At 46.9% G+C, this 19,004-nt stretch carries 18 protein-coding genes; 11 read left to right on the plus strand and 7 right to left on the minus strand.

Going from position 1 to position 19,004, the window contains the following annotated elements:
• Positions 1 to 110: 110 nt before the first annotated feature.
• The gene (locus EJP77_RS18085; protein ID WP_127200666.1) at positions 111 to 1,106 is read left to right on the plus strand and encodes an aldose 1-epimerase; all 996 of its coding nucleotides are present in this window, start codon (positions 111 to 113) and stop codon (positions 1,104 to 1,106) included.
• A 36-nt stretch (positions 1,107 to 1,142) separates the two neighbouring features.
• On the opposite strand, the gene EJP77_RS18090 is transcribed toward EJP77_RS18085, so the two are convergent.
• The 3 genes from EJP77_RS18090 to EJP77_RS18100 all read right to left on the minus strand — a co-directional run bounded on the left by EJP77_RS18090 (position 1,143) and on the right by EJP77_RS18100 (position 3,156).
• Complete coding sequence (locus EJP77_RS18090) at positions 1,143 to 1,358, minus strand: HIT family protein (RefSeq protein WP_127200667.1); 216 nt, start codon at positions 1,356 to 1,358, stop codon at positions 1,143 to 1,145.
• Positions 1,359 to 1,509: 151 nt separating this feature from the next.
• On the minus strand, positions 1,510 to 1,863 hold the full coding sequence (locus tag EJP77_RS18095) for a LytTR family transcriptional regulator DNA-binding domain-containing protein (RefSeq protein ID WP_127200668.1): 354 nt from the start codon (positions 1,861 to 1,863) through the stop codon (positions 1,510 to 1,512).
• A 183-nt stretch (positions 1,864 to 2,046) separates the two neighbouring features.
• On the minus strand, positions 2,047 to 3,156 hold the full coding sequence (locus EJP77_RS18100) for a Gfo/Idh/MocA family protein (RefSeq protein WP_127200669.1): 1,110 nt from the start codon (positions 3,154 to 3,156) through the stop codon (positions 2,047 to 2,049).
• A 192-nt stretch (positions 3,157 to 3,348) separates the two neighbouring features.
• On the opposite strand from EJP77_RS18100, the gene EJP77_RS18105 reads away from it, so the two are divergent.
• A complete protein-coding gene (locus tag EJP77_RS18105) occupies positions 3,349 to 4,347 on the plus strand; it encodes a Gfo/Idh/MocA family protein (protein WP_127200670.1) in 999 nt (332 codons plus the stop codon).
• A gap of 7 nt (positions 4,348 to 4,354) precedes the next feature.
• Here EJP77_RS18105 and EJP77_RS18110 read toward each other — a convergent pair whose 3' ends face one another.
• Positions 4,355 to 5,281, minus strand: coding sequence for a DMT family transporter (locus tag EJP77_RS18110; protein WP_127200671.1), 927 nt, complete (start codon positions 5,279 to 5,281; stop codon positions 4,355 to 4,357).
• Between the two features lie 120 nt (positions 5,282 to 5,401).
• On the opposite strand from EJP77_RS18110, the gene EJP77_RS18115 reads away from it, so the two are divergent.
• Together EJP77_RS18115 and EJP77_RS18120 are read left to right on the plus strand one after the other, a co-directional pair.
• The gene (locus EJP77_RS18115; protein ID WP_127200672.1) at positions 5,402 to 6,301 is read left to right on the plus strand and encodes an AraC family transcriptional regulator; all 900 of its coding nucleotides are present in this window, start codon (positions 5,402 to 5,404) and stop codon (positions 6,299 to 6,301) included.
• A 107-nt stretch (positions 6,302 to 6,408) separates the two neighbouring features.
• Positions 6,409 to 7,464, plus strand: a complete 1,056-nt coding sequence (locus EJP77_RS18120; protein ID WP_127200725.1) for a lactonase family protein — start codon at positions 6,409 to 6,411, stop codon at positions 7,462 to 7,464.
• Between the two features lie 130 nt (positions 7,465 to 7,594).
• Here EJP77_RS18120 and EJP77_RS18125 read toward each other — a convergent pair whose 3' ends face one another.
• On the minus strand, positions 7,595 to 8,413 hold the full coding sequence (locus EJP77_RS18125; RefSeq protein WP_127200673.1) for a PPK2 family polyphosphate kinase: 819 nt from the start codon (positions 8,411 to 8,413) through the stop codon (positions 7,595 to 7,597).
• A 225-nt stretch (positions 8,414 to 8,638) separates the two neighbouring features.
• Here EJP77_RS18125 and EJP77_RS18130 point away from each other — a divergent pair, with 225 nt between their 5' ends.
• Complete coding sequence (locus tag EJP77_RS18130; RefSeq protein ID WP_127200674.1) at positions 8,639 to 9,742, plus strand: AI-2E family transporter; 1,104 nt, start codon at positions 8,639 to 8,641, stop codon at positions 9,740 to 9,742.
• A gap of 212 nt (positions 9,743 to 9,954) precedes the next feature.
• Positions 9,955 to 11,520, plus strand: a complete 1,566-nt coding sequence (gene gntK, locus EJP77_RS18135; protein WP_127200675.1) for a gluconokinase — start codon at positions 9,955 to 9,957, stop codon at positions 11,518 to 11,520.
• Between the two features lie 65 nt (positions 11,521 to 11,585).
• Here the strand turns inward: gntK and EJP77_RS18140 are convergent, their stop codons facing one another.
• Complete coding sequence (locus EJP77_RS18140) at positions 11,586 to 12,116, minus strand: hypothetical protein (RefSeq protein ID WP_127200676.1); 531 nt, start codon at positions 12,114 to 12,116, stop codon at positions 11,586 to 11,588.
• Between the two features lie 161 nt (positions 12,117 to 12,277).
• Between EJP77_RS18140 and EJP77_RS18145 the strand changes: the two genes are divergently transcribed.
• From EJP77_RS18145 to EJP77_RS18165, 5 genes are all read left to right on the plus strand, one after another.
• On the plus strand, positions 12,278 to 13,303 hold the full coding sequence (locus EJP77_RS18145) for an FUSC family protein (RefSeq protein WP_127200677.1): 1,026 nt from the start codon (positions 12,278 to 12,280) through the stop codon (positions 13,301 to 13,303).
• Between the two features lie 223 nt (positions 13,304 to 13,526).
• Positions 13,527 to 15,872, plus strand: coding sequence for an RNA polymerase recycling motor HelD (gene helD / locus EJP77_RS18150; RefSeq protein ID WP_127200678.1), 2,346 nt, complete (start codon positions 13,527 to 13,529; stop codon positions 15,870 to 15,872).
• 92 nt (positions 15,873 to 15,964) lie between these two features.
• Complete coding sequence (gene bcbE, locus EJP77_RS18155; RefSeq protein ID WP_127200679.1) at positions 15,965 to 17,206, plus strand: bacillibactin exporter BcbE; 1,242 nt, start codon at positions 15,965 to 15,967, stop codon at positions 17,204 to 17,206.
• 134 nt (positions 17,207 to 17,340) lie between these two features.
• On the plus strand, positions 17,341 to 18,021 hold the full coding sequence (gene rpiA / locus EJP77_RS18160) for a ribose-5-phosphate isomerase RpiA (protein WP_127200680.1): 681 nt from the start codon (positions 17,341 to 17,343) through the stop codon (positions 18,019 to 18,021).
• A gap of 208 nt (positions 18,022 to 18,229) precedes the next feature.
• On the plus strand, positions 18,230 to 18,448 hold the full coding sequence (locus EJP77_RS18165; protein WP_127200681.1) for a hypothetical protein: 219 nt from the start codon (positions 18,230 to 18,232) through the stop codon (positions 18,446 to 18,448).
• Positions 18,449 to 18,607: 159 nt separating this feature from the next.
• Here the strand turns inward: EJP77_RS18165 and EJP77_RS18170 are convergent, their stop codons facing one another.
• Positions 18,608 to 18,952 carry a hypothetical protein gene (locus EJP77_RS18170; protein ID WP_127200682.1) on the minus strand — a complete coding sequence of 115 codons (345 nt, stop codon included), beginning with the start codon at positions 18,950 to 18,952 and terminating at the stop codon, positions 18,608 to 18,610.
• Positions 18,953 to 19,004 lie beyond the last annotated feature (52 nt).

A 19,004-nucleotide genomic window follows, 5' to 3' on the forward strand; every position in this document is an offset into this window, starting at 1 on the left:
CAGGATTCACCAATGTGAGTCTTGTAGCGCTAACATCCAAAGAATCTGTTAAAATGACAAGAGATGTATAATTCTATGCTGCTGTACACATGAAGGGAGAGTTCATTCAGATGGCTGAAGTTAAAGCTTATGAAGGGGATTACCAAGGCGAGCCGGCGGTTTGGCTCAAAGCCGGACCATACGAGGCTGCACTGGTGCCTGGAGTCGGAGGGAATCTGATTGCATTCCGTGATCATGAGAACGGTTACCGGTTTCTGCGGGAGCCTGGTGAGGATGAAATGGAGGTCTTTAGACAAGGGCCGGGTACATATGGTATACCTATTCTTTTTCCACCGAATCGGTACGAGGATGGCCAATTTCCTTGGAACGGAAAGACGTATCAACTGCCAATCAATGAGCCGGCTACCGGCAATCATTTACATGGATTCCTGCACACGATTCCGTGGGAGGTTGAACAATTTGGGCAAACTACGCTTGAAAGCTTTGTAACGGTTAAAGTAACTATCAACCCAGATCATCCTGTCTACAAGCTTTTCCCGTTTGAGTTTACGGTAAAAATGCGCTATACCCTTGGACAAGATGGATTGTCCCAGCAGGTTAGCGTGAAGAATGACGGGGCAGAACCGCTGCCGTGCCTGATTGCATTCCATACGGCGGTCAATGCTCCGTTCGTTGCCGGAGGGAACGTGAAGGATTACCTGGCTGAGATTACGATTGGTCAGCGGTGGAAGCTGAATGAACGTATGCTGCCAACAGGAGAATATCAACCGCTCACTCCGGATGAGGAGAAGCTCAAGGAGGGCGGCGTGAATCCGTTCTTCGCCTCCATGGACAACCATTATACAGCTGTGCCGCGTGGCGGCCGGAACCGGATGGAACTGACCGACACGAAGCATGGAGTAACGCTGGTGTACGATGTGGGAACCTCCTACAAACAGTGGATGGTCTGGAACAATGGGGCAACCGAAGGCTTCTTCTGTCCAGAGCCTCAGATGAATCTGGTGAATGCGCCCAAGTCCACTCTTCCAGCTGAAGAAATTGGTTTGTTCGGCTTGGCTCAAGGTGAAATTTGGGAAGAATCCGCCCGGATCTATATTAAAAAATAAAATAAACGTAGGGCAGGCGGTTGATCATCGCTTGCTCTACGTTTTTTTGTGATTCGGGTCATTAACCAGCTTCACCAGCTCATTAAGCTCCTCCACAGTTACCTTTCCTTTATAAGGCTGCAGCTCAATGCGGACGTGATCATTTGCGTACCGCGGAATGATATGAAAATGGACATGATCGACATCCTGTTCATACGGACCATTGCTTTGGATGACATCATAATCTGAACACAATTTACTGTTAACGAGCATGTTACAGGCTTTAATTAGCGTTTGCCTTTGTGAACGTAAAAAAACACCATACAGCTGACGAGCATGTAGATAAGAAGTTCAACTTTAGGTTCCCAAACAAGCTGAAAACCGTCTCCCCACATGCGAAGGACGGCTTTCTTCATTTGCCAGCTTAGATGGCGATATGGTTCATCTTGATGAGGAGGCGTCTGATCTGTTCCTGCGTTCTGCGCGATACCGGAATGCACTTATCACCCGAGATTTTATCTTTGAAGTAGAGAGCCTGGTTCTCAATATGAGTGATTTTGTCCAGGTTGACATAGAAGTTGGAAGTAAGACGATAGAAAGAAGAATCGGACAGGAGCTTAGCTTTGTCTGCGGAAGACATTCTCTTCTTTATGGTATAGTTTCTTCCGTGAAAGCTGATCAGACCATAGTCTCCTATTTTGAAATAGTACGCGTCCAGCTTGGGATTGAATTCCTCATACACATTGCGCGACGGCGCTGCACTGCTCACTTGTAACATCCAAGTCCCCCCTTTAAAAGATCGATGGAAGCGTTATCATCGTAACATAAAACCATCTTATCGTGAACAGTTTTTTCACATTTTTCACAATTTTTTTTGGGCAATTTGTATACTCGCTAAGTGCAAACGTTTTAACACACAACAGAAGAGCATCCCAGAGGGATGCTCTTCTTGTGATGGTGCTCATCCTTGCTTCGAAGGAAGCGAAATATGATGGGGAAGCTCAATGCTCACTTCCTTACGTTCCTGGGAGGAACGAAGGACGCCGTCAATAATGGCCTGCTGAATCAAAATTTCTTCGCCCGGAATCGGGGCTGGACGGCCATCACGAACGGCTTCCGCAAAGTCCCGCACCTTCTCATCGAAGAGATTGATATCATCGTCCTTGAGAAGCACGTCTCTTGACAAATGCCCCATGTTATCATCCTGGAACAGCTGCATGGAGCCCACCTTGCCCTGCCATACGCCTGACCATGGACCAATGCCTTGAGGTGTTACTTTCAGTCCTCCATCCGTTCCCAGGAACATGGTCGGACCTAGAGTATCCATGTGCATCGCCCATGAAATCTTGAACTGCAGCACCATTTCATTCTCGAACCGGATCATAGCAACGCCGAAATCCTCGACTTCAAACTTATCAGCTTCCGGATGATATCGCTTATTAGTTCCGAAGTGATTCGTGGTGAAGGCAGACACGGTCAAAGGTCTGGGATGGTTCAGCGTGTTCAGAACCAGGTCAAGAGAATAGCAGCCTACATCGGCCATGGCGCCTGCGCCGGCCAGCTTCTTGTTGATAAAGGTGCCGCCCGGCATACCCCGGCGTCTGCCTCCACCTGTCTCGACATAATAGATCTGTCCGAGTTCGCCAGAGCTAACAATATCTTTTAACAGCTTCATGTTGGGGTCATAACGCGGCTGGAATCCGATGGACAGCATCCCTCCGGTCTGCTTGGACACATTCACCATATCAATGGCCTCAGCCAGCGTAACCGACATCGGCTTCTCCAGAAGGACCTGCTTGCCTGCCCGCAGGGCGTCTATGGAAATCTGATGGTGCGATACATTTGGAGTACATATGCTTACAGCATCTAATTCACTAATCTTGAGCAGTTCCTTGTAATCGGTAAAAGCCTGCGTTTCCTTGAGATTGTATTTCTCCGCGAACTCCTCAGCCCGGCCAGGCGTAATATCCGCGACCGCAATGATATTAACAAAAGGCAGCTTGCGGTAAGCTTTGGCATGTGCGCCAGCGATCCCGCCGCCTCCAATAATTCCGACTTTAATGTTTCTCATCTCTGTCACTTCCTTAAATATGTATTAGGATACTGAATTGTTATTCGAGACTTTTGTTGGAATGTTACTAGCATAAGGATACCTTATCATAACCTGAACGTGTGTTTCATCCCTAGGATGTGGGTTTATGCTAATACATATATTTAACCAACGGGCGTGCATAATGATTCTGTAGAATTGGAGGGGAACGCAATGGATAATCAGCTTCGGTGGGGAATCATGGGCTGCGCAGGGATTGCTCGTGACTGCATCATGCCGGCTATATTGGAATCCTCGAATGGAAGGATAGAAGCGATAGCAAGCCGTGGACCGGAGAAGAGCCGTATGCTTGCGGAGCAATTCGGGGTGGCTAAGGCTTACGGCAGCTACGAGGAATTGCTGGAGGATACGGAGGTAGATGCGGTGTACATCCCTCTTCCAAATCACCTTCATAAGGAATGGACGATTAAGGCGGCTGAGGCGGGCAAGCACATACTTTGCGAAAAGCCCATCGCGCTGAATGCCTGGGAAGCAGAGCTTATGATCAAGGCTTGTTCGGATGCTGGCGTGCTGCTCGCAGAGGCGATGATGTATAGGCATCATCCTGTTCTCCGGCGAGCGCAGCAGCTGGTTGCAGGCGGCGGAATTGGAGATCTAAGAGTGATCAGAGCCTCCTTTACTTATAATAATCCGGATCAAGCGAGTAATATCCGATTCAAATCGGCGTGGGGCGGAGGCTCCCTCTATGATGTCGGAGGTTATCCGCTCAGTGCGGCAAGATTCTTCACCGGAAAGGAGCCGGAGGCGGTAACGGTTAACTCCTTCTTCTCGGGCGAGCATGATGGGGTAGACATGATGTCAACCGGACTTGTGGAATTCGCGGACGGACTAACCCTAATTTTCGACTGCGGGATGTGGGCCGAGGAACGGCGCTGTCTTGAGATTGTAGGCTCTGAAGGCCGGATCGAGATTCCCCATGCTTTTTCAGGCAAGGAGCAGTCCGGTTATTACCTGTTCCAGGGCGGGGAACTACAAGAGTATAGAGAGACAGCGATTAATGCGTACGTACGTCAGATTGAGGATTTCGGGAGGGCGGTCTTCGGCCACATGCCGCAGTTATTCTTGCCGGAAGACGCCTATCTTAATATGAAGCTGATCGATGCCTGCCGGCTCTCGGCCAAAGAGCGGAGAAGAGTAGTGCTGAAACCCTGATACAAAGTTACCCTCTTTTGGAAAGTTGGGTAGGCTTTGAAGAAGAATTTTTATTCGTAGTCAACAATAAAATCATTGCGATAATACAAGCTGCGCCCATCCATTGGAATATACCAAAGCTTACTTTTAGCCAAAAAACAGTTGTCAAAACAGCTGCCAGCGGTTCTACGCTTCCTAATAGACTCGATTCTTTCGGTGAAAGGCTTTGCAAGCTTTCTATATAGAACCAAAATGCAATCATAGTCCCAAAGATGATAACGAAGATTAAATATATATAAGCTTCCAGGTTTAAGGTATTAAAGTTCATTTGCCAAGGCGGGTGGATCAAACTCAGTGCACCACCACCTATAATCATAGCCCAGCCAACAATAACCATGGAATCATACTGCTTCAGTAAAGGAATAGCATATAAAGTATAGAATGCCAATGCCGCACCAGAGAGTATTCCCCATATGACGGCAGATAAGGGTACAGATAGCTTGGAAAAAGTTCCGTTGGTCAACAATAACAAGCTGCCGAACACAACCAGCGAAACAGCCACCATATCTCTTCTTGTTAGAACAGATTGCTTGATTAACAGCATGTACACGATAATCATTGCAGGGGCTAAATATTGCAGCAGCGTGGCTACAGCAGCGTTGCCATATTTTATAGATGCCATGTAGGTGTATTGAACCCCGAGCATCCCGATCAAGCCAAAGATAATCAGGTGAAGGGCGGTCTTTTTATTTCTCCAAACGCCAAAAACTTGGGGACGGTCTTTTCCAAAGAATTGAACTAACAAGAGTAATGAACCTGCAATCAGTAATCGAGTTGTGACAAGCCAATTTACATCCATTTCATATTGTTGAAAAAGTTTTTTCGCAACTGTGCCGCCAATCCCCCACAATATCGCTCCGGTTATAACGAGAAACAAGCCTTTTCCTCTATTCATAAAATGATTACTTCACCTCTAAATGTAAGAATCGTATTATAATAGTGTAATCATAAACACAGAATATAAGAATTAATACTTAAATCGAGTCAATAAGTATAAGGATATTGAGGTGGAGTTGTGCAAATCAAAGATTTCCTGGTTGACCGAAGTCTGAAAGAATTAACGGAACACCGCACACTTGTGTTACCGATTGCGTGTTACGAGACGAAGATTAACCAGAATCTAAATGGCTATATCCCGCTTCACTGGCATGATGAACTTCAATTTGTTCTAGTGGTAAAAGGAGAGGCGATCTTTCAAATCAATGAAGACAAGCTGGAGGTTCGTGAAGGCGAAGGACTGTTCATAAATAGTGGGTGCCTGCATGGGGCAGAGGATCATAATGAATCAGGCTGTGTCTACATTTGTTTGAATGTTGCTCCACACTTTATGTTATCTCACGAACTCAACACAACCTTCGTAAATCCCTATATTGAAGCGACCAATCTACCATACTTACACCTAAGTGCAAAGGGATTTTGGGAGATAAACATTCTAGAGGCTATTGTAAAGATCAATCAGTTGATACAGCAAAAGCCATCCTTTTATGAAATTGACATTAGCATCCAGTTAACTTTAATCTGGAAGAATTTAATTATAAATGGGATTAAATTAGAGTACGAACAGACGGAAATGGTAAAGAGTCATCGAATAAAGCAAATGCTAAGCTGGATTCACATTCATTATGCTGAGAAGATTCTCTTGGACGATATTGCCAAGGCGGGTCAATTGAGCCGGTCCGAATGTTGTAGATATTTCAAACGAATATTAAAGAAAACGCCAATGAATTACGTAACCGATTATCGAATCCAAAAGAGCTTGATTTTGCTTCAACAAACCGAGTCTAGTGTGACCGATGTTGCCTATCAAGTAGGCTTTAACAGCACGAGTTATTTCATTGATCTGTTTCAAAAGTCGATGCATATGACGCCATTAGCTTACAAAAAATATAAAAAGAAAAATCCATCCGGCGGCTGAACTGGACTTTTGCAGGAAATTGAGAAACAATATAAATAGACTTGTTATTGTACAAATGATGGTTACATAAGGAGGAATACAGATTGTCTACTTCACCCAACCCACTGATGTTATTTATAGGCTCTTATGCCGAAGCGGAAGGTCCTGGTGTCTATGTATATGAGCTGAAGGCCGATTCAGGGGAGCTTAACCAGCTGGACCAGGTGTCCGGTCTGAAGAACCCTACATTCCTGAATGTGGATGAGCAGAATCATAAGCTGTATGCCCTTACGGAAGCAACTGTGAATGGAAGTAAAGGGGGCGCCGCCGCTTCTTATCAAATTGATACGAATACTGGTAAGCTTCGCGAATTGAACCGGGAAGTCAACCTGGAGAGCACGACTTGCCACATTAATCGGGATGCGGATAATAAATATCTGGTTGTATCCAGTTATCATGGAGGTACGGTAGGGCTGGTTGCATTAAACGCAGACGGAACGATTGGTGAGCTGCTCGATACGAAGCAGCATTCAGGACATGGAGCAGACCCGGAACGGCAGGACAAACCGCACGTGCATTCCGCCTTTTTCAGTCCGGATGGGCGGTTCCTGTTCGTATCTGATCTCGGTATTGATATTGTCCGCGCGTATACCATTAACGAGGCTAATCGTACGCTTGAGTTCCATGCTGACACCCATTTACCACCCGGATCTGGTCCTCGTCACTTGACCTTCCATCCCAGCGGCAAGTATGTCTATATAATCAATGAAGTGAACTCCACTATTGCAGCTTTCACTTATGACGAGGAAGCAGGCAAGCTTGCGGCACTGGAGGTCGTTCCTACATTACCCGAAGACTACAAGGGCGAGAATACGACGGCTGAAATTGCCGTATCTAAGGATGGCAGGTATCTGTACGGGTCCAATCGGGGGCATGACAGCATCGTGGTCTACTCGATTGATCAGGACAGCGGCAGACTTACTTATGTGGAGCATGTGTCTACCGAAGGCGAGCATCCAAGACACTTCGCCTTGACGCCTGACGGAAGTCATCTTATTGCAGCTAACCGGGATTCCAACAATCTGGTTGTGTTCCGAGTAGACAAGGAGACTGGACGTCTGTCGTTCACAGGTACGACGGCTGAAGTATCTAAGCCGGTCTGCGTGAAGCCGGTCCAATTCTAGATCCATAACATAGTCCGAGAACACGACAAGCAGTCTTCAAGAACTGTCCCAGAATAAAGACAAACGCCCTCGCTTCAAGACGAAACGGGGGCGTTTGTGTTAATGGTTATACTGTTATACGTATGCGCAGTTATTTCTCGTTCATATAGCGGGCAATTTCAGATTTGGTCGCCTGAAGAAGCGGATATTCAAGATTAAGGCTTTCCAGGGTCTGCACGAGAATCCGCAGGACCATATAATTCCGGAACCATTTCTGATTGGCAGGTATCCAATACCAAGGGACCTGGTTCGTACTTGTGGACGCGAAGACCTCATCATAAGCCTGCTGATACTCGTCCCAGTATTCACGTTCAAGCAGATCCGTCGGATCGAATTTCCAGAATTTGCGAGGCTCTTCCATACGCTCATGAATTTTCTGCAGCTGCTTGTCCTTGGAGATATGAAGGAAGATTTTGATGATCTTCGTCCCCTCACTCGTAAGCATGTCTTCGAAATGTTGAATATGCTTTAATCGCTGCCTGAGCGCTTCTTCTGTGCCTGTCTTATGTACCCATGGAACGAGTACATCTTCGTACTGGGAACGATTGAAGGCGGCAATGTAGCCTTTGGCAGGCGTATGCTGATGCACCCTCCACAGGAAATCGTGAGAGGCCTCCTCCACAGTAGGCTTTTTGAAGCTGGTCACATTAAATCCTTGGGGATTCACACCCGAGAAGACGTGTTTGATGGTACCATCCTTGCCGCTCGTATCCATACCCTGCAGAATGATGAGGACTGAATGCTTTTTCTCGGCATAAAGGATATCCTGAAGTTCACTCAGCCTTTTGCGGAGACCCTCCGTTTCGGATTCGGCCTCATCTTTGCTCTTGAAGCTGCCTGTATCGGCCGGATCAGCGCTGCTTAATGAGAAATTATCTTTGGGTTTGATCAAATATTTTTTCAGATCCATGCTTATCACTCCTTATTGATACGTATAAACCTGCAACCCCAGTTATAATCATTTAACAAGGGCTTCATAAAAAATAACTTTTTTATATAAAATAGTGTTACTATTACGGATTTTGTTCGTATTGTTATAAGGAAGAGGTCGCTATCTGGATTAAATCAAATAAATGTGGCCTAAGATGGATAGGAGATTTATACAAAAAGATGGGGGAAAAGGAGCCATAGCTGAATGACTTTTTTTAAGGAGCTGTTTCAAGTTCCGGGAATCCGGAGATTCTTTGCACTTGTGTTTCTAATTGCAGTACTGTATCTGTTCAGAAGTATGCTGAATTTGATTCTAATCACCTTTATTTTCACTTATCTGATTAACCGGCTTCATAAGTTTATTATCAAGAGTACGGAGAAGACGGTCAGGCTTAATAAGACCTTTACGGTAGCTTCCATCTATGTGGTTATTCTCTCGCTAGTCGGATACGTCATTTATAAGTATTCACCTGTTCTTGTTAAAGAAGTTAATGAGCTTGTGAATCAGGTGATCTCTTTCTACAATAAGCCTCCAGTCGACCTTCCAAGCAATGTGATTGTAGATTATCTGATGGAATCTCTTAAGAAAATTGATCTCGCAAGTTATGTGGACAAAGGACTGGATTTCATCCTCAAGACGGTAACGGATATCGGGAAGTGGGGCTTCAACCTGTTCATCGCCCTGATCCTCAGCTTGTTCTTCCTGCTTGAGAAAGAAAAGGTGGTTCGCTTCACATCTAAGTTCAAGGAGAGCAAAGCTTCTTATTTCTTCAACGAGCTGCAATACTTCGGCAAGAAGTTTCTTCATTCCTTTGGTAAAATTATCGAAGTGCAATTCCTGATCTCCTTAACCAATGCGCTTCTCTCAACCGTATTTCTATGGATTCTCGGGTTCCCGAATCTGATTGCACTGGGGCTTATGATCTTCCTGCTAGGTCTCGTCCCCGTCCTGGGCGTATTCGTATCCCTGATTCCATTATGTGCGATTGCTTTCAAGATCGGCGGTCTGACCAAGATCATCTATGTACTCATTATGATTGTGGTATTGCATGCCATAGAATCGTATATCCTTAATCCGAAATTTATGTCTTCCAAGACCCATCTGCCGATATTCTACACCTTTACCATCCTGCTCGTATCGGAGCATTTCTTCGGAGTATGGGGGCTCATCGTTGGGGTACCTGTATTCATGTTCTTCCTGGATATTCTTGAAGTTCCTGTTGGAGTCGGTGTTCAACCGTCGCTGCAGGCTGCGGTTCCTGTAATCGAGGAAGATAAGTCAAGATCCCAGAATCCCCCGTTAGACTAAATCACACCATAGATGAGACCCGATCGTGAAGCGGTTCAGCCGTTATGATCGGGTCTTATTTATATCGATTTCTCAATGACGTTGAAATCTTCTCTTAAGCTTCAGTACAATGGATGGACTGCAAACGTTAGATCATAGATCAACCTGCTGCTTTTCGGGTAATGGAACTAAGGAATTATTGAAACTGATCTATATGATGAGGGGTCGTTATTATGACATTGCAGCATAACGAAGCCGTGCTGGGGCTTGATATTGGAACAACCAGCCTGAAGGCGGTACTGTTCGGTCAGCGGGGGATCGTTCTAGCCTCAAGTACAATTGAATATCCGCTAAGTCATTCCAAACCGGATTACGCAGAGCAGGATCCTGAACAGATTCTTCAAGCGGTAGTGGGATCCATTCGAGAGGTTCGATCCCAAGAGAAGAGCAAAGGTTATGCAATCAAAGCTATCGGATTCAGTACCGCCATGCATTCTCTGATCGCTATGGACTCGGATGATAATCCGCTCACGAAGGCTATTGTCTGGACAGATAACCGAAGTTTGAGACAGGCGGATAAGCTCAAGCAGGAACTGGGCGGACATGAGATCTATATGAGAACCGGAACGCCCATTCATCCCATGTCTCCACTCTCCAAAATATTATGGATGAAAGAAGAGGCACCCGAGCTGTTTGCCAAGACAAAGATGTACGCTGGCATTAAAGAATTCATCCTGCATAGACTATTCGGCACCTATGTCAGTGACTATTCGATCGCTTCCGCCACAGGTCTGCTGCGGCTTGAGACCATGGAATGGGATCAGGAGGTGCTTGATCTGCTTGGTATCTCCAAGGAACAGCTTCCCGAGCTTGTTCCAACAACTCACGTACTTACCGGGATGGTCCCTGCTTATGCACTGGAGATGGGGATTCCTCCCGGAACTCCTTTTGTTGTGGGTGCGAGTGATGGGGTGCTCGCGAACCTTGGTGTTGCGGCTACAGGACCGGGTGAGGTTGCAGTTACGATTGGAACCAGCGGGGCGATCCGAACCGTAACGGACAAACCGGTAACCGACGAGAAGGGCCGCACATTCTGTTATGCTTTTGTTGATCATAAATGGGTGGTTGGAGGGCCAACGAATAACGGTGGAATCATGCTGCGCTGGCTGCGGGATCAGTTCGCCTCGCCAGAAATCGAGGTGGCCAAGAAGCTTGGCATTGATCCTTATGATCTGATGATTCAATATGCCGAGAAGGTGCCGGCGGGGTCTGAGGGCCTGCTGTTCCTGCCTTTCCTCACCGGTGAACGAGCACCGTACTGGAATGCCAATGCCCGGGGTACTTTCTTCGGCATCAGTCTCCGCCACCAGCGGGAACACTTCATCCGGGCCGTCCTGGAGGGGGTAGTGCTGAGCATCTTCTCTGTTGGCGTGGCGCTTCGTGAATTAACAGGTCCAGCCAAAGAAATCATCGCTTCCGGCGGATTTGCCCGTTCTGCCGTGTGGCGCCAGATCCTGTCCGATGTCATGGGCAAGGAACTGCTGGTTCCGGAAGTGGCTGATGCTTCTGCAATGGGGGCAGCTGTCTTGGCGCTCTATGCGATTGGTGATATCGACTCCCTTGCGGAGATTAGGTCCTGGGTACGGATAACGCACCGACATAAGCCGGATCTTAAGAACAGCGAAGTTTACTTGCAGCTCTATTATATGTATGAGCGGCTGTATGAGAAGCTTAAGGATGAGTTCGACATTATGGCCGAATTCCAGCGCAGCGGAGGGTTTGGAACTACGCTGGAATGAGGTCAGGTCTGCTCCTCCTTTGGGCAAATTAATACAATAAAAGCTGCCCTTGCGGGCAGCTTCGTTCATGGGCTGATTTTGCGGTTAATCTGGTTCTGACCTGGACTTAGGCTGGGATCATTATGCGGCTTGTCGAGCTTGCCTCTGCAGGACCGGTTGACGGCTTTTTGGATCTTCTCAGGAAGAAGTGCCTTGAACTTGTCAGCCTTATCCTGGCTTAGTTTCCCTGACGCTACACTTTGATCTATTCGGGCCGAGATCGAGGATTTGAGTTTTAGAGTGTATTCGGCTTCGCTCCAGCCTTTCTTTTCTTTGGCGATCTGAAGCAAGGATTTTCCTTGTTTGAGCTCTGCAATAACCGCTTCATAGGGGATTCCCAGAAGGGCTGCGGTCTCGCGAACCAAGTGGCCATAGAAGTGGCCATGCTGCTTCCCGTGCCTACCGTCCGCATGACTGATCTCCGTACCTGGCGGACGAACTGCATAGGGTTCACTAAGGGCGGATACTTTGCCTGAAAAGGCACCAAATGCGGCTCCTGCCGTGAGGAACACAGCTGCAAGTGCACGGACAAGCCGGAACAATCTTTGTTGCTGCATAGATCTTCCACCTTTTCATGTTGAGTATGGGGAGCTGTTACAAGTGGGACATTACTAAGTGTGGACCAAAATACATAGTTCATAAACCAGGCAAGCTTAATATCAGATAAATTTTTGGGGTAATGATTGGTTAAGGCGTATATAGAACAGGAGGGATAGCCTTGACGTTTGGAGCAAGAATGCTAAAGACCGGGATTGCGGTAACTTTGGCTTTATATTTAAGTGTGTGGCTGAATCTGGCTTCACCCGTTATTGCTGCAGTAGCCGCTATTTTTGCCATGCAGCCCTCCATTTACCGGTCCTGGAGATATTTAATTGATCAGATTCAGACCAATACACTCGGAGCTATTCTGGCGCTTCTGGCCGGCAGCGTATTCTCTAAAGAGCCGATTGCTGTTGGGCTGGTATGTATTCTCGTTATTATGATCTGTCTTAAGTTAAATATGGGGGATACGATTGGAATTACGCTGGTCACTGTAGTTGCCGTCATGGAGGCATCGGGGCAATGGCAGTTCGCGCTTAACCGATTTTTGCTCAGTCTAATCGGGATTGTATCTGCCTTCGTAATCAATATGGCTGTATTTCCGCCTAAGCCTCGTGTGCAGTTCGTCAGTCAGATCAGGCAGACCTTTAATCAGTTATCTCTGCTGCTAAGAACCGTGATCTCTGATGAGATCAAAGAAGCGGTGTTCCGTAAAGAAAAACGTGAGCTCGAAGACTCTATTAACTCATTGACGGATAAATTCAAGCTCATGGAAGAAGACTTGAAGAAGCTGAAAACTCCTAAATTCAGTGACAGCCGAAAGCTTGTCGTGTATAAGCAAATGCTGAACACCCTGCGTAAAGGGTACGAGGTTCTGGATGCGGTTGAGCAGCATTACTTTCAGGCTGTGCGGCCAGAGTCGATCAATCAGGAATTTGATGCCCATCTCGAAAGGTTAATCCGGTTCCACGAACATATCCTGCTGAAGTTCGATGATAAGCTCAAGCCGAATTTCTTGGAGGCAGAGCTGCTTGAACAGGATAATGATGACTTTCTCAGAAGGATGCTGGACCACTATGCGGAGAAAAGAGTCGGGGTGCTCAGGTTGTCCATTGTCTCGGCAGAGATGTATGACTATGGTCATCAGCTAGAGCGGCTTAACCGTCTGTCGGACCATACTACGGTAAAGCCTGATGAGAGCTGAATGGCGCAGAAGAACATCAAAAAAAGTCCCGCCAACTTGGCGGGACTTTATTATACGAGGTAATGACCCTGAGATGTCATTGATTTGCATAAGCAATACTGCTACAATAAAACTTAGACCTTAAACATGAATATACAAACGAATTAACCCTGTGTCAATTTTATCACATTTGATCAGGGATGTCAATAGGTGCGAAAGACAATGGAAAAGGGGCGAATGAACATTGAGTATAACCGATCAGGACTGGCAGGAAGAACAGACTCGGGTAAGTGACGTTACTCATCTCATTGGTGCACGTATCAAACGTTTGGAACAGGAAGTGGGCAGCGTACGCGGCGACGTTGTTGAAATGAGGAAGGACTTCTGGGACGAAGTTACGATTAACTTCAGCGAGTCGGATGACGTAGGTGAGACATCCACAAGCCTGCGCCAGCAGTCTGAAATCCTGTCCGACCGGGAGCGAAGCCATCTCCATGCCTATGCGGCCTTGGGGAAAATGAAGCGTCTGTTTCAGTCCCCCTATTTCGGACGGATCGATTTTGCAGAGGAAGGTGAGCAGCCTGAAGCCATCTATCTAGGAATCGCCTCTCTCCTTGATGAGAAGGATGAGCAGTTCCTGGTGTATGACTGGCGTGCACCGATTTCGAACTTGTATTATGACAGCACCCCAGGCCCGGCGTCATATCAGACACCTTCGGGAAAGATCGACGGGACGATTGAGCTCAAGCGGCAGTATGTCATTCGTGATGGCGAGATCAAATTCATGTTCGATACCGGCGTCACCATAGGGGATGAACTGCTGCAGCAGGTGCTCAGCCGCTCGTCCGATGCGCAAATGAAGAGCATTGTGGCTACGATCCAGAAAGAACAGAACCGGATTATCCGCAATGACCGAAGCCGGATGCTGATTGTTCAGGGTGCCGCAGGCAGTGGAAAGACTTCGGCAGCCTTACAGCGCGTTGCCTATTTGCTCTATAAATACAGGGAGCACCTCAAGGCAGAGCAGGTGATTCTGTTCTCCCCGAATCCGATGTTCAACAGCTATGTATCGACGGTTCTTCCGGAGCTTGGAGAAGAGAATATGCGCCAGACTACTTTTCAGGAATATCTTGAACACCGGATTGGCCGGGAATTTCAGCTCGAGGATCCTTTTGAACAGCTGGAATATGTACTTTCAAGGTACGATGAAGAGGGGTATGAGGCTAGGATAGAAGGCATTCGGTACAAATCTTCCCATCAATTTTACAAAGCGATTAATAACTATAAAGACAAGCTGGAACAAGGCATGATGCGTTTCAAGCCGTTAAGGTTCCAGGGGCAGGAGATCGTGGCAGCCTCGGCTATTCACGACCGTTTTTATGCCTTTGACAGGTCGGTAAGACTGGCCAACCGGTGTGAGTTGTTGAAAGAATGGCTGCTGAAGGAGCTCGCTGCCTTTGCCAAGAATGAACTGGATAAACCTTGGGTTGAAGAACAGATTCAGCTGCTGGAGAGCGAGGAATATCAAAGGGCTTTTCAGCGGATGCGCCGTAAAAACCGCCGTAAGGGTGAATCCTTTAACGACTATGAGGACGAGAAGACGATTCTGGCCAAAATGGTGGTCAGCAGCAGACTCAAACCACTTCGGAAGTGGGTTAAGGCGCTGCGCTTCATCGATAACAAAAAGCTGTATGCCCAGCTGTTTGAAGAGCCAAAGCTTATGCTGGACCTGAATGAGGAAGCTCTTCCTGAACATTGGTCCGAGATCAGCAGCTTTACCTTGAATCAGCTTAAGAAGAACGAGCTTGCATACGAGGACGCGACTCCTATGCTGTATCTTAAAGAGCTTATTCTGGGGTTTCATTCAAATACCTCAATCCGGCATGTCTTTATTGATGAAGCTCAGGATTACTCGCCATTCCAGCTGTTCTTCCTTAAACGGCTGTTCCCCAGAGCCAGAATGACGGCACTCGGAGACCTCAATCAGGCGATTTATGCCCATGCCTCGGTTCTTCAGCAGTCTTCAGTGCTGGCAGATCTCTACGGTGAAGAGGAGAGCGAGCAGATAGTGCTGACACGGAGCTACAGATCGACGAAGCAAATTGTTGAATTTACCAAAGGAATGATCCCGGGGGGAGAAAGAATTCAAGCCTTTAACCGGAGCGGGGAGCTGCCGGAAGTTCATAAGGTGGCTGATAAGGCTGAGCTGCATTCCAGTCTGTTCAAGGATGTTGAGTCTCTTCGTGCCCAAGGCTATGAGACCATAGCTGTAATTTGTAAGACAGCAGCTGAAAGCCTCGCTGCATTTAATGTTCTGCAAGTAGTCCCTTCTGTAAAGCTGATCAAGAAGACGACCTTGAATTTTGAACGGGGGATTCATGTTATTCCCGCATATCTGGCCAAAGGTGTAGAGTTTGACGCGGTTCTGATCTATGACGGATCTGAAGCGTCCTATGCCCGTGAGACGGAGCGCAAGCTGTTCTATACAGCATGCACCCGGGCCATGCACCTGCTTCATATTTATTCGGTGGGTGAAGTAAGTCCCTTCATTACTCGGGCCCAGTCGGACACCTATCTGAGATTTGCCTGAATTCATGGAGCAAGCGGAATAATCTCATCGCTTTTCAACCACAATAAGATGTATTCGGGCCTGCTCGTTATCTGAAAGGTGGTAAGTAAAGCATGGATAGCAAAAAAGGGGATCTTCTTGCGCTTGCTTCCATTCCGTTAATCATGACCCTCGGAAATTCAATGCTCATTCCGATCCTTCCGGAAATTGCCCGGAAATTAAAGGTTAGCTCTTTCCAAGTTAGTATGTTGATTACGGTATATGCTATTGTAGCCATTATCCTAATTCCGATCGCCGGCTACTTATCGGACAAATTCGGGAGGAAGATGGTCATCATCCCCAGTCTGATTATAACAGGCCTCGGAGGTGCATTATGTGGAGTCGCGCCATGGTTCGGGCAAGGAATCTCTGTATACTGGATCATTCTGGCGGGAAGATTTCTACAGGGGATTGGAGCTGCTGGAGCATTCCCGATTGTGATTCCCCTTGTGGGGGACATGTTTGAGAATGAGGAGGATGTCAGCAAGAGTCTGGGACTCATCGAGACCTCTAACACTTTCGGCAAAGTATTAAGCCCGATTCTGGGCGCCGCACTTGGAGCATGGTTATGGTATCTTCCTTTCCTGACCATTCCGGCACTCTGCTTGATTTCGCTGCTGCTGGTTATCTTCCTGGTCAAATCACCTAAGCGAAAAGAGAAGGCGCCTTCACTACGATCTTTCCTTAAAGATGTGAAAGGAGTTCTTAAAGAGAAGGGCCGCTGGCTCTACGCAATCTTCGCTATCGGGGGGATTTGCATGTTCCTGCTGTTCGGGGTTCTGTTCTATCTGTCTGAGCAGCTTGAGACCAAGCATCACTTGAAGGGTGTAATGAAAGGGCTGGTGCTGGCGATCCCCCTCGCCGCTCTGTGTCTGGCCTCTTATATTACCGGCAAAAAAATCGGCAAAAACAAAGTGCTGATGAAATGGGCAAGTGTAATCGGGATGGTCCTATCCACAGGATCTCTATTCGGGATCAGCATGTTCAATAACGTCTATTTCGTAATTTCCTGCCTGATCATCTGCGGCGCGGGAGTCGGTATTGTTCTGCCCTGCACGGACACTTTGATCACAGAAGGCATTGAGAAGGAGCAGCGTGGAACGATTACCTCCTTGTACAGCAGCATGAGATTCATTGGCGTCTCCTTAGGGCCGCCCATCGTGTCCCTGCTTATCCAGACGACACATATGACGATGTTCATCGTTATCGCGGTTGTGTCCCTCGCGGCGGTCATTCTTATCCTCCTGGCGATCAGGCCATCTGCAGAGCCAGAAGACGACCCTCCGTTAAGGAGACATGCCATTCACCAGCCCTGAAACCGGCATACGAATTAATGTTCAACAAGAAGCCTGCGAACTGCGGGCTTCTTTTGCTTCATGAAAGGGGTGCCAAGGTCCGCGCACATTTGGTATGATAGAGGCAAGCCAATACATACCGGGAGGAACAGCGCATGAATGGAAAGCAAGCAGCAGGCTATCTAGCTGCTGAATGGGTTAAAGACGGGATGACTGTGGGGCTTGGAACCGGGTCTACAGCTTATTTTACAATTGAAAAGTTAGGGGAAAGAGTAGCCGAGGGGCTTAAGATCACAGCGATTGCTACCTCGGAGGCCTCAGAGGAGCTTGCCCTGAAATATAACATTCCTTTGCTCAAGGCATCCGAAGTGGATAAGCTTGATATTGCGATTGATGGCGCTGACGAGCTTGATTCGCAGCTAAATCTGATCAAAGGTGGGGGGGCGGCCCTACTTCGTGAGAAGCTGGTAGCACTCCATAGTGACCAATTCATCGTAGTGGCAGATGGCAGTAAGGTCGTTGACCAGCTGGGTGCATTCAAGCTGCCGATTGAAGTTGTGCCTTTCTGTTATGAATGGACACTGCACACGCTCCGGGAGAGCTATCCTGTTCCTTTTGAGGTTCGGATGAAGGGCCAGGACATTGTGGTGACGGATAATGGAAATTACATTATCGACGCGTCATTCGGGCGGATCGAGTCTCCTCAGCAGCTTGCCGATGAATTGAAGATGATTACAGGGGTTGTGGACCACGGTCTGTTTATTGGGATTGCAGCCAAAGCGGTAGTTGGTTATGAGGATGGACGTACTGAGATTATTGAAGGTAACCTAAAATAAGTTCAATGACAGAACAACCCCGAGGGGGTTGTTCTTTTTTAGTAGGAAAGTTTACCCCTAAAACCTACTGGAGGAATAGGAAAAGTATGATATTATACTATGGAAGTTACAAAAAAACAAGAGTAAAAAATGGAAAACTATTGCAAATGGGTTTTAAATATAGTATTTTGAAATAGGGAATTAATTCACATGAGAGGAGGTGTGAAGAATGGATAAAATGTGCATGCAAATGATGATGAACATGTGTATGGAAGATATGATGTCTAAGATGAACAGCATGAAGATGATGATGGAATGCTGCTCAAATATGAACATGATGGACATGGGCATGGATATGGACATGATGATGAAGAAAATGCAAGACTGCGATGAAATGATGACTATGATGATGAAGATGATGCGTGAAATGAAACAAACATCCGTGTAACTTGGACAAGAGCTTGCATTTCAGAATGAAGCTTGTTGGTATCATAGGTTAATGAATCATGCAATTCAATATCTCTAATGTTCACGGCAATCCCTAAATTGCCATGATCCATTTCATCGAGGCTGAGCAGTCGACTGCATGCCTCTTTTTTGATTTGTTTTATATTTTGTCCGTATGAGTTTTAAGTTGTTGTGAGATTGTGATGCGCTCCAGCTTCAGTGTCCACATCTGTTCAAGCAGTATTTGCTTATGCGCTTCATCCTCACTTTGGCGGATCTGGACAAAGAGATCCATCATTCGGGCGTTTACCTGATCGAACTGCCTCCATAACTGCTCTTCCAAATCCTTTCGCAACTCTTCCTCACCTGTGTTGTACAGGGTCTCCAATGTCTGCAAAATATCAGCACTCCACTCCAGATCACCTATTAGCTTCGCATAATTTAATAGATCCAGATAGTCATCAATTTGCTGGGAGAGCTTGAATGTCATAGCTTGAATCATCATGACCATCACCTTCAATTTCATATATACCAAGTATTATACTTGGAATTTAGTG

The organism is Paenibacillus zeisoli (assembly GCF_003994465.1).
Classification (GTDB): Bacteria; Bacillota; Bacilli; order Paenibacillales; family Paenibacillaceae; genus Fontibacillus; species Fontibacillus zeisoli.

Coding starts and splice junctions, on each gene's coding strand:
- EJP77_RS18130 (WP_127200674.1), top strand. CDS start 8,639: ATGACTTTTTTTAAGGAGCTGTTTCAAGTTCCGGGAATCCGGAGATTC.
- EJP77_RS18090 (WP_127200667.1), bottom strand. CDS start 1,358: ATGCTCGTTAACAGTAAATTGTGTTCAGATTATGATGTCATCCAAAGC.
- EJP77_RS18095 (WP_127200668.1), bottom strand. CDS start 1,863: ATGTTACAAGTGAGCAGTGCAGCGCCGTCGCGCAATGTGTATGAGGAA.
- EJP77_RS18085 (WP_127200666.1), top strand. CDS start 111: ATGGCTGAAGTTAAAGCTTATGAAGGGGATTACCAAGGCGAGCCGGCG.
- EJP77_RS18105 (WP_127200670.1), top strand. CDS start 3,349: ATGGATAATCAGCTTCGGTGGGGAATCATGGGCTGCGCAGGGATTGCT.
- EJP77_RS18100 (WP_127200669.1), bottom strand. CDS start 3,156: ATGAGAAACATTAAAGTCGGAATTATTGGAGGCGGCGGGATCGCTGGC.
- EJP77_RS18110 (WP_127200671.1), bottom strand. CDS start 5,281: ATGAATAGAGGAAAAGGCTTGTTTCTCGTTATAACCGGAGCGATATTG.
- EJP77_RS18170 (WP_127200682.1), bottom strand. CDS start 18,952: ATGATGATTCAAGCTATGACATTCAAGCTCTCCCAGCAAATTGATGAC.
- EJP77_RS18120 (WP_127200725.1), top strand. CDS start 6,409: ATGTTATTTATAGGCTCTTATGCCGAAGCGGAAGGTCCTGGTGTCTAT.
- EJP77_RS18165 (WP_127200681.1), top strand. CDS start 18,230: ATGGATAAAATGTGCATGCAAATGATGATGAACATGTGTATGGAAGAT.
- gntK (WP_127200675.1), top strand. CDS start 9,955: ATGACATTGCAGCATAACGAAGCCGTGCTGGGGCTTGATATTGGAACA.
- bcbE (WP_127200679.1), top strand. CDS start 15,965: ATGGATAGCAAAAAAGGGGATCTTCTTGCGCTTGCTTCCATTCCGTTA.
- EJP77_RS18140 (WP_127200676.1), bottom strand. CDS start 12,116: ATGCAGCAACAAAGATTGTTCCGGCTTGTCCGTGCACTTGCAGCTGTG.
- rpiA (WP_127200680.1), top strand. CDS start 17,341: ATGAATGGAAAGCAAGCAGCAGGCTATCTAGCTGCTGAATGGGTTAAA.
- EJP77_RS18125 (WP_127200673.1), bottom strand. CDS start 8,413: ATGGATCTGAAAAAATATTTGATCAAACCCAAAGATAATTTCTCATTA.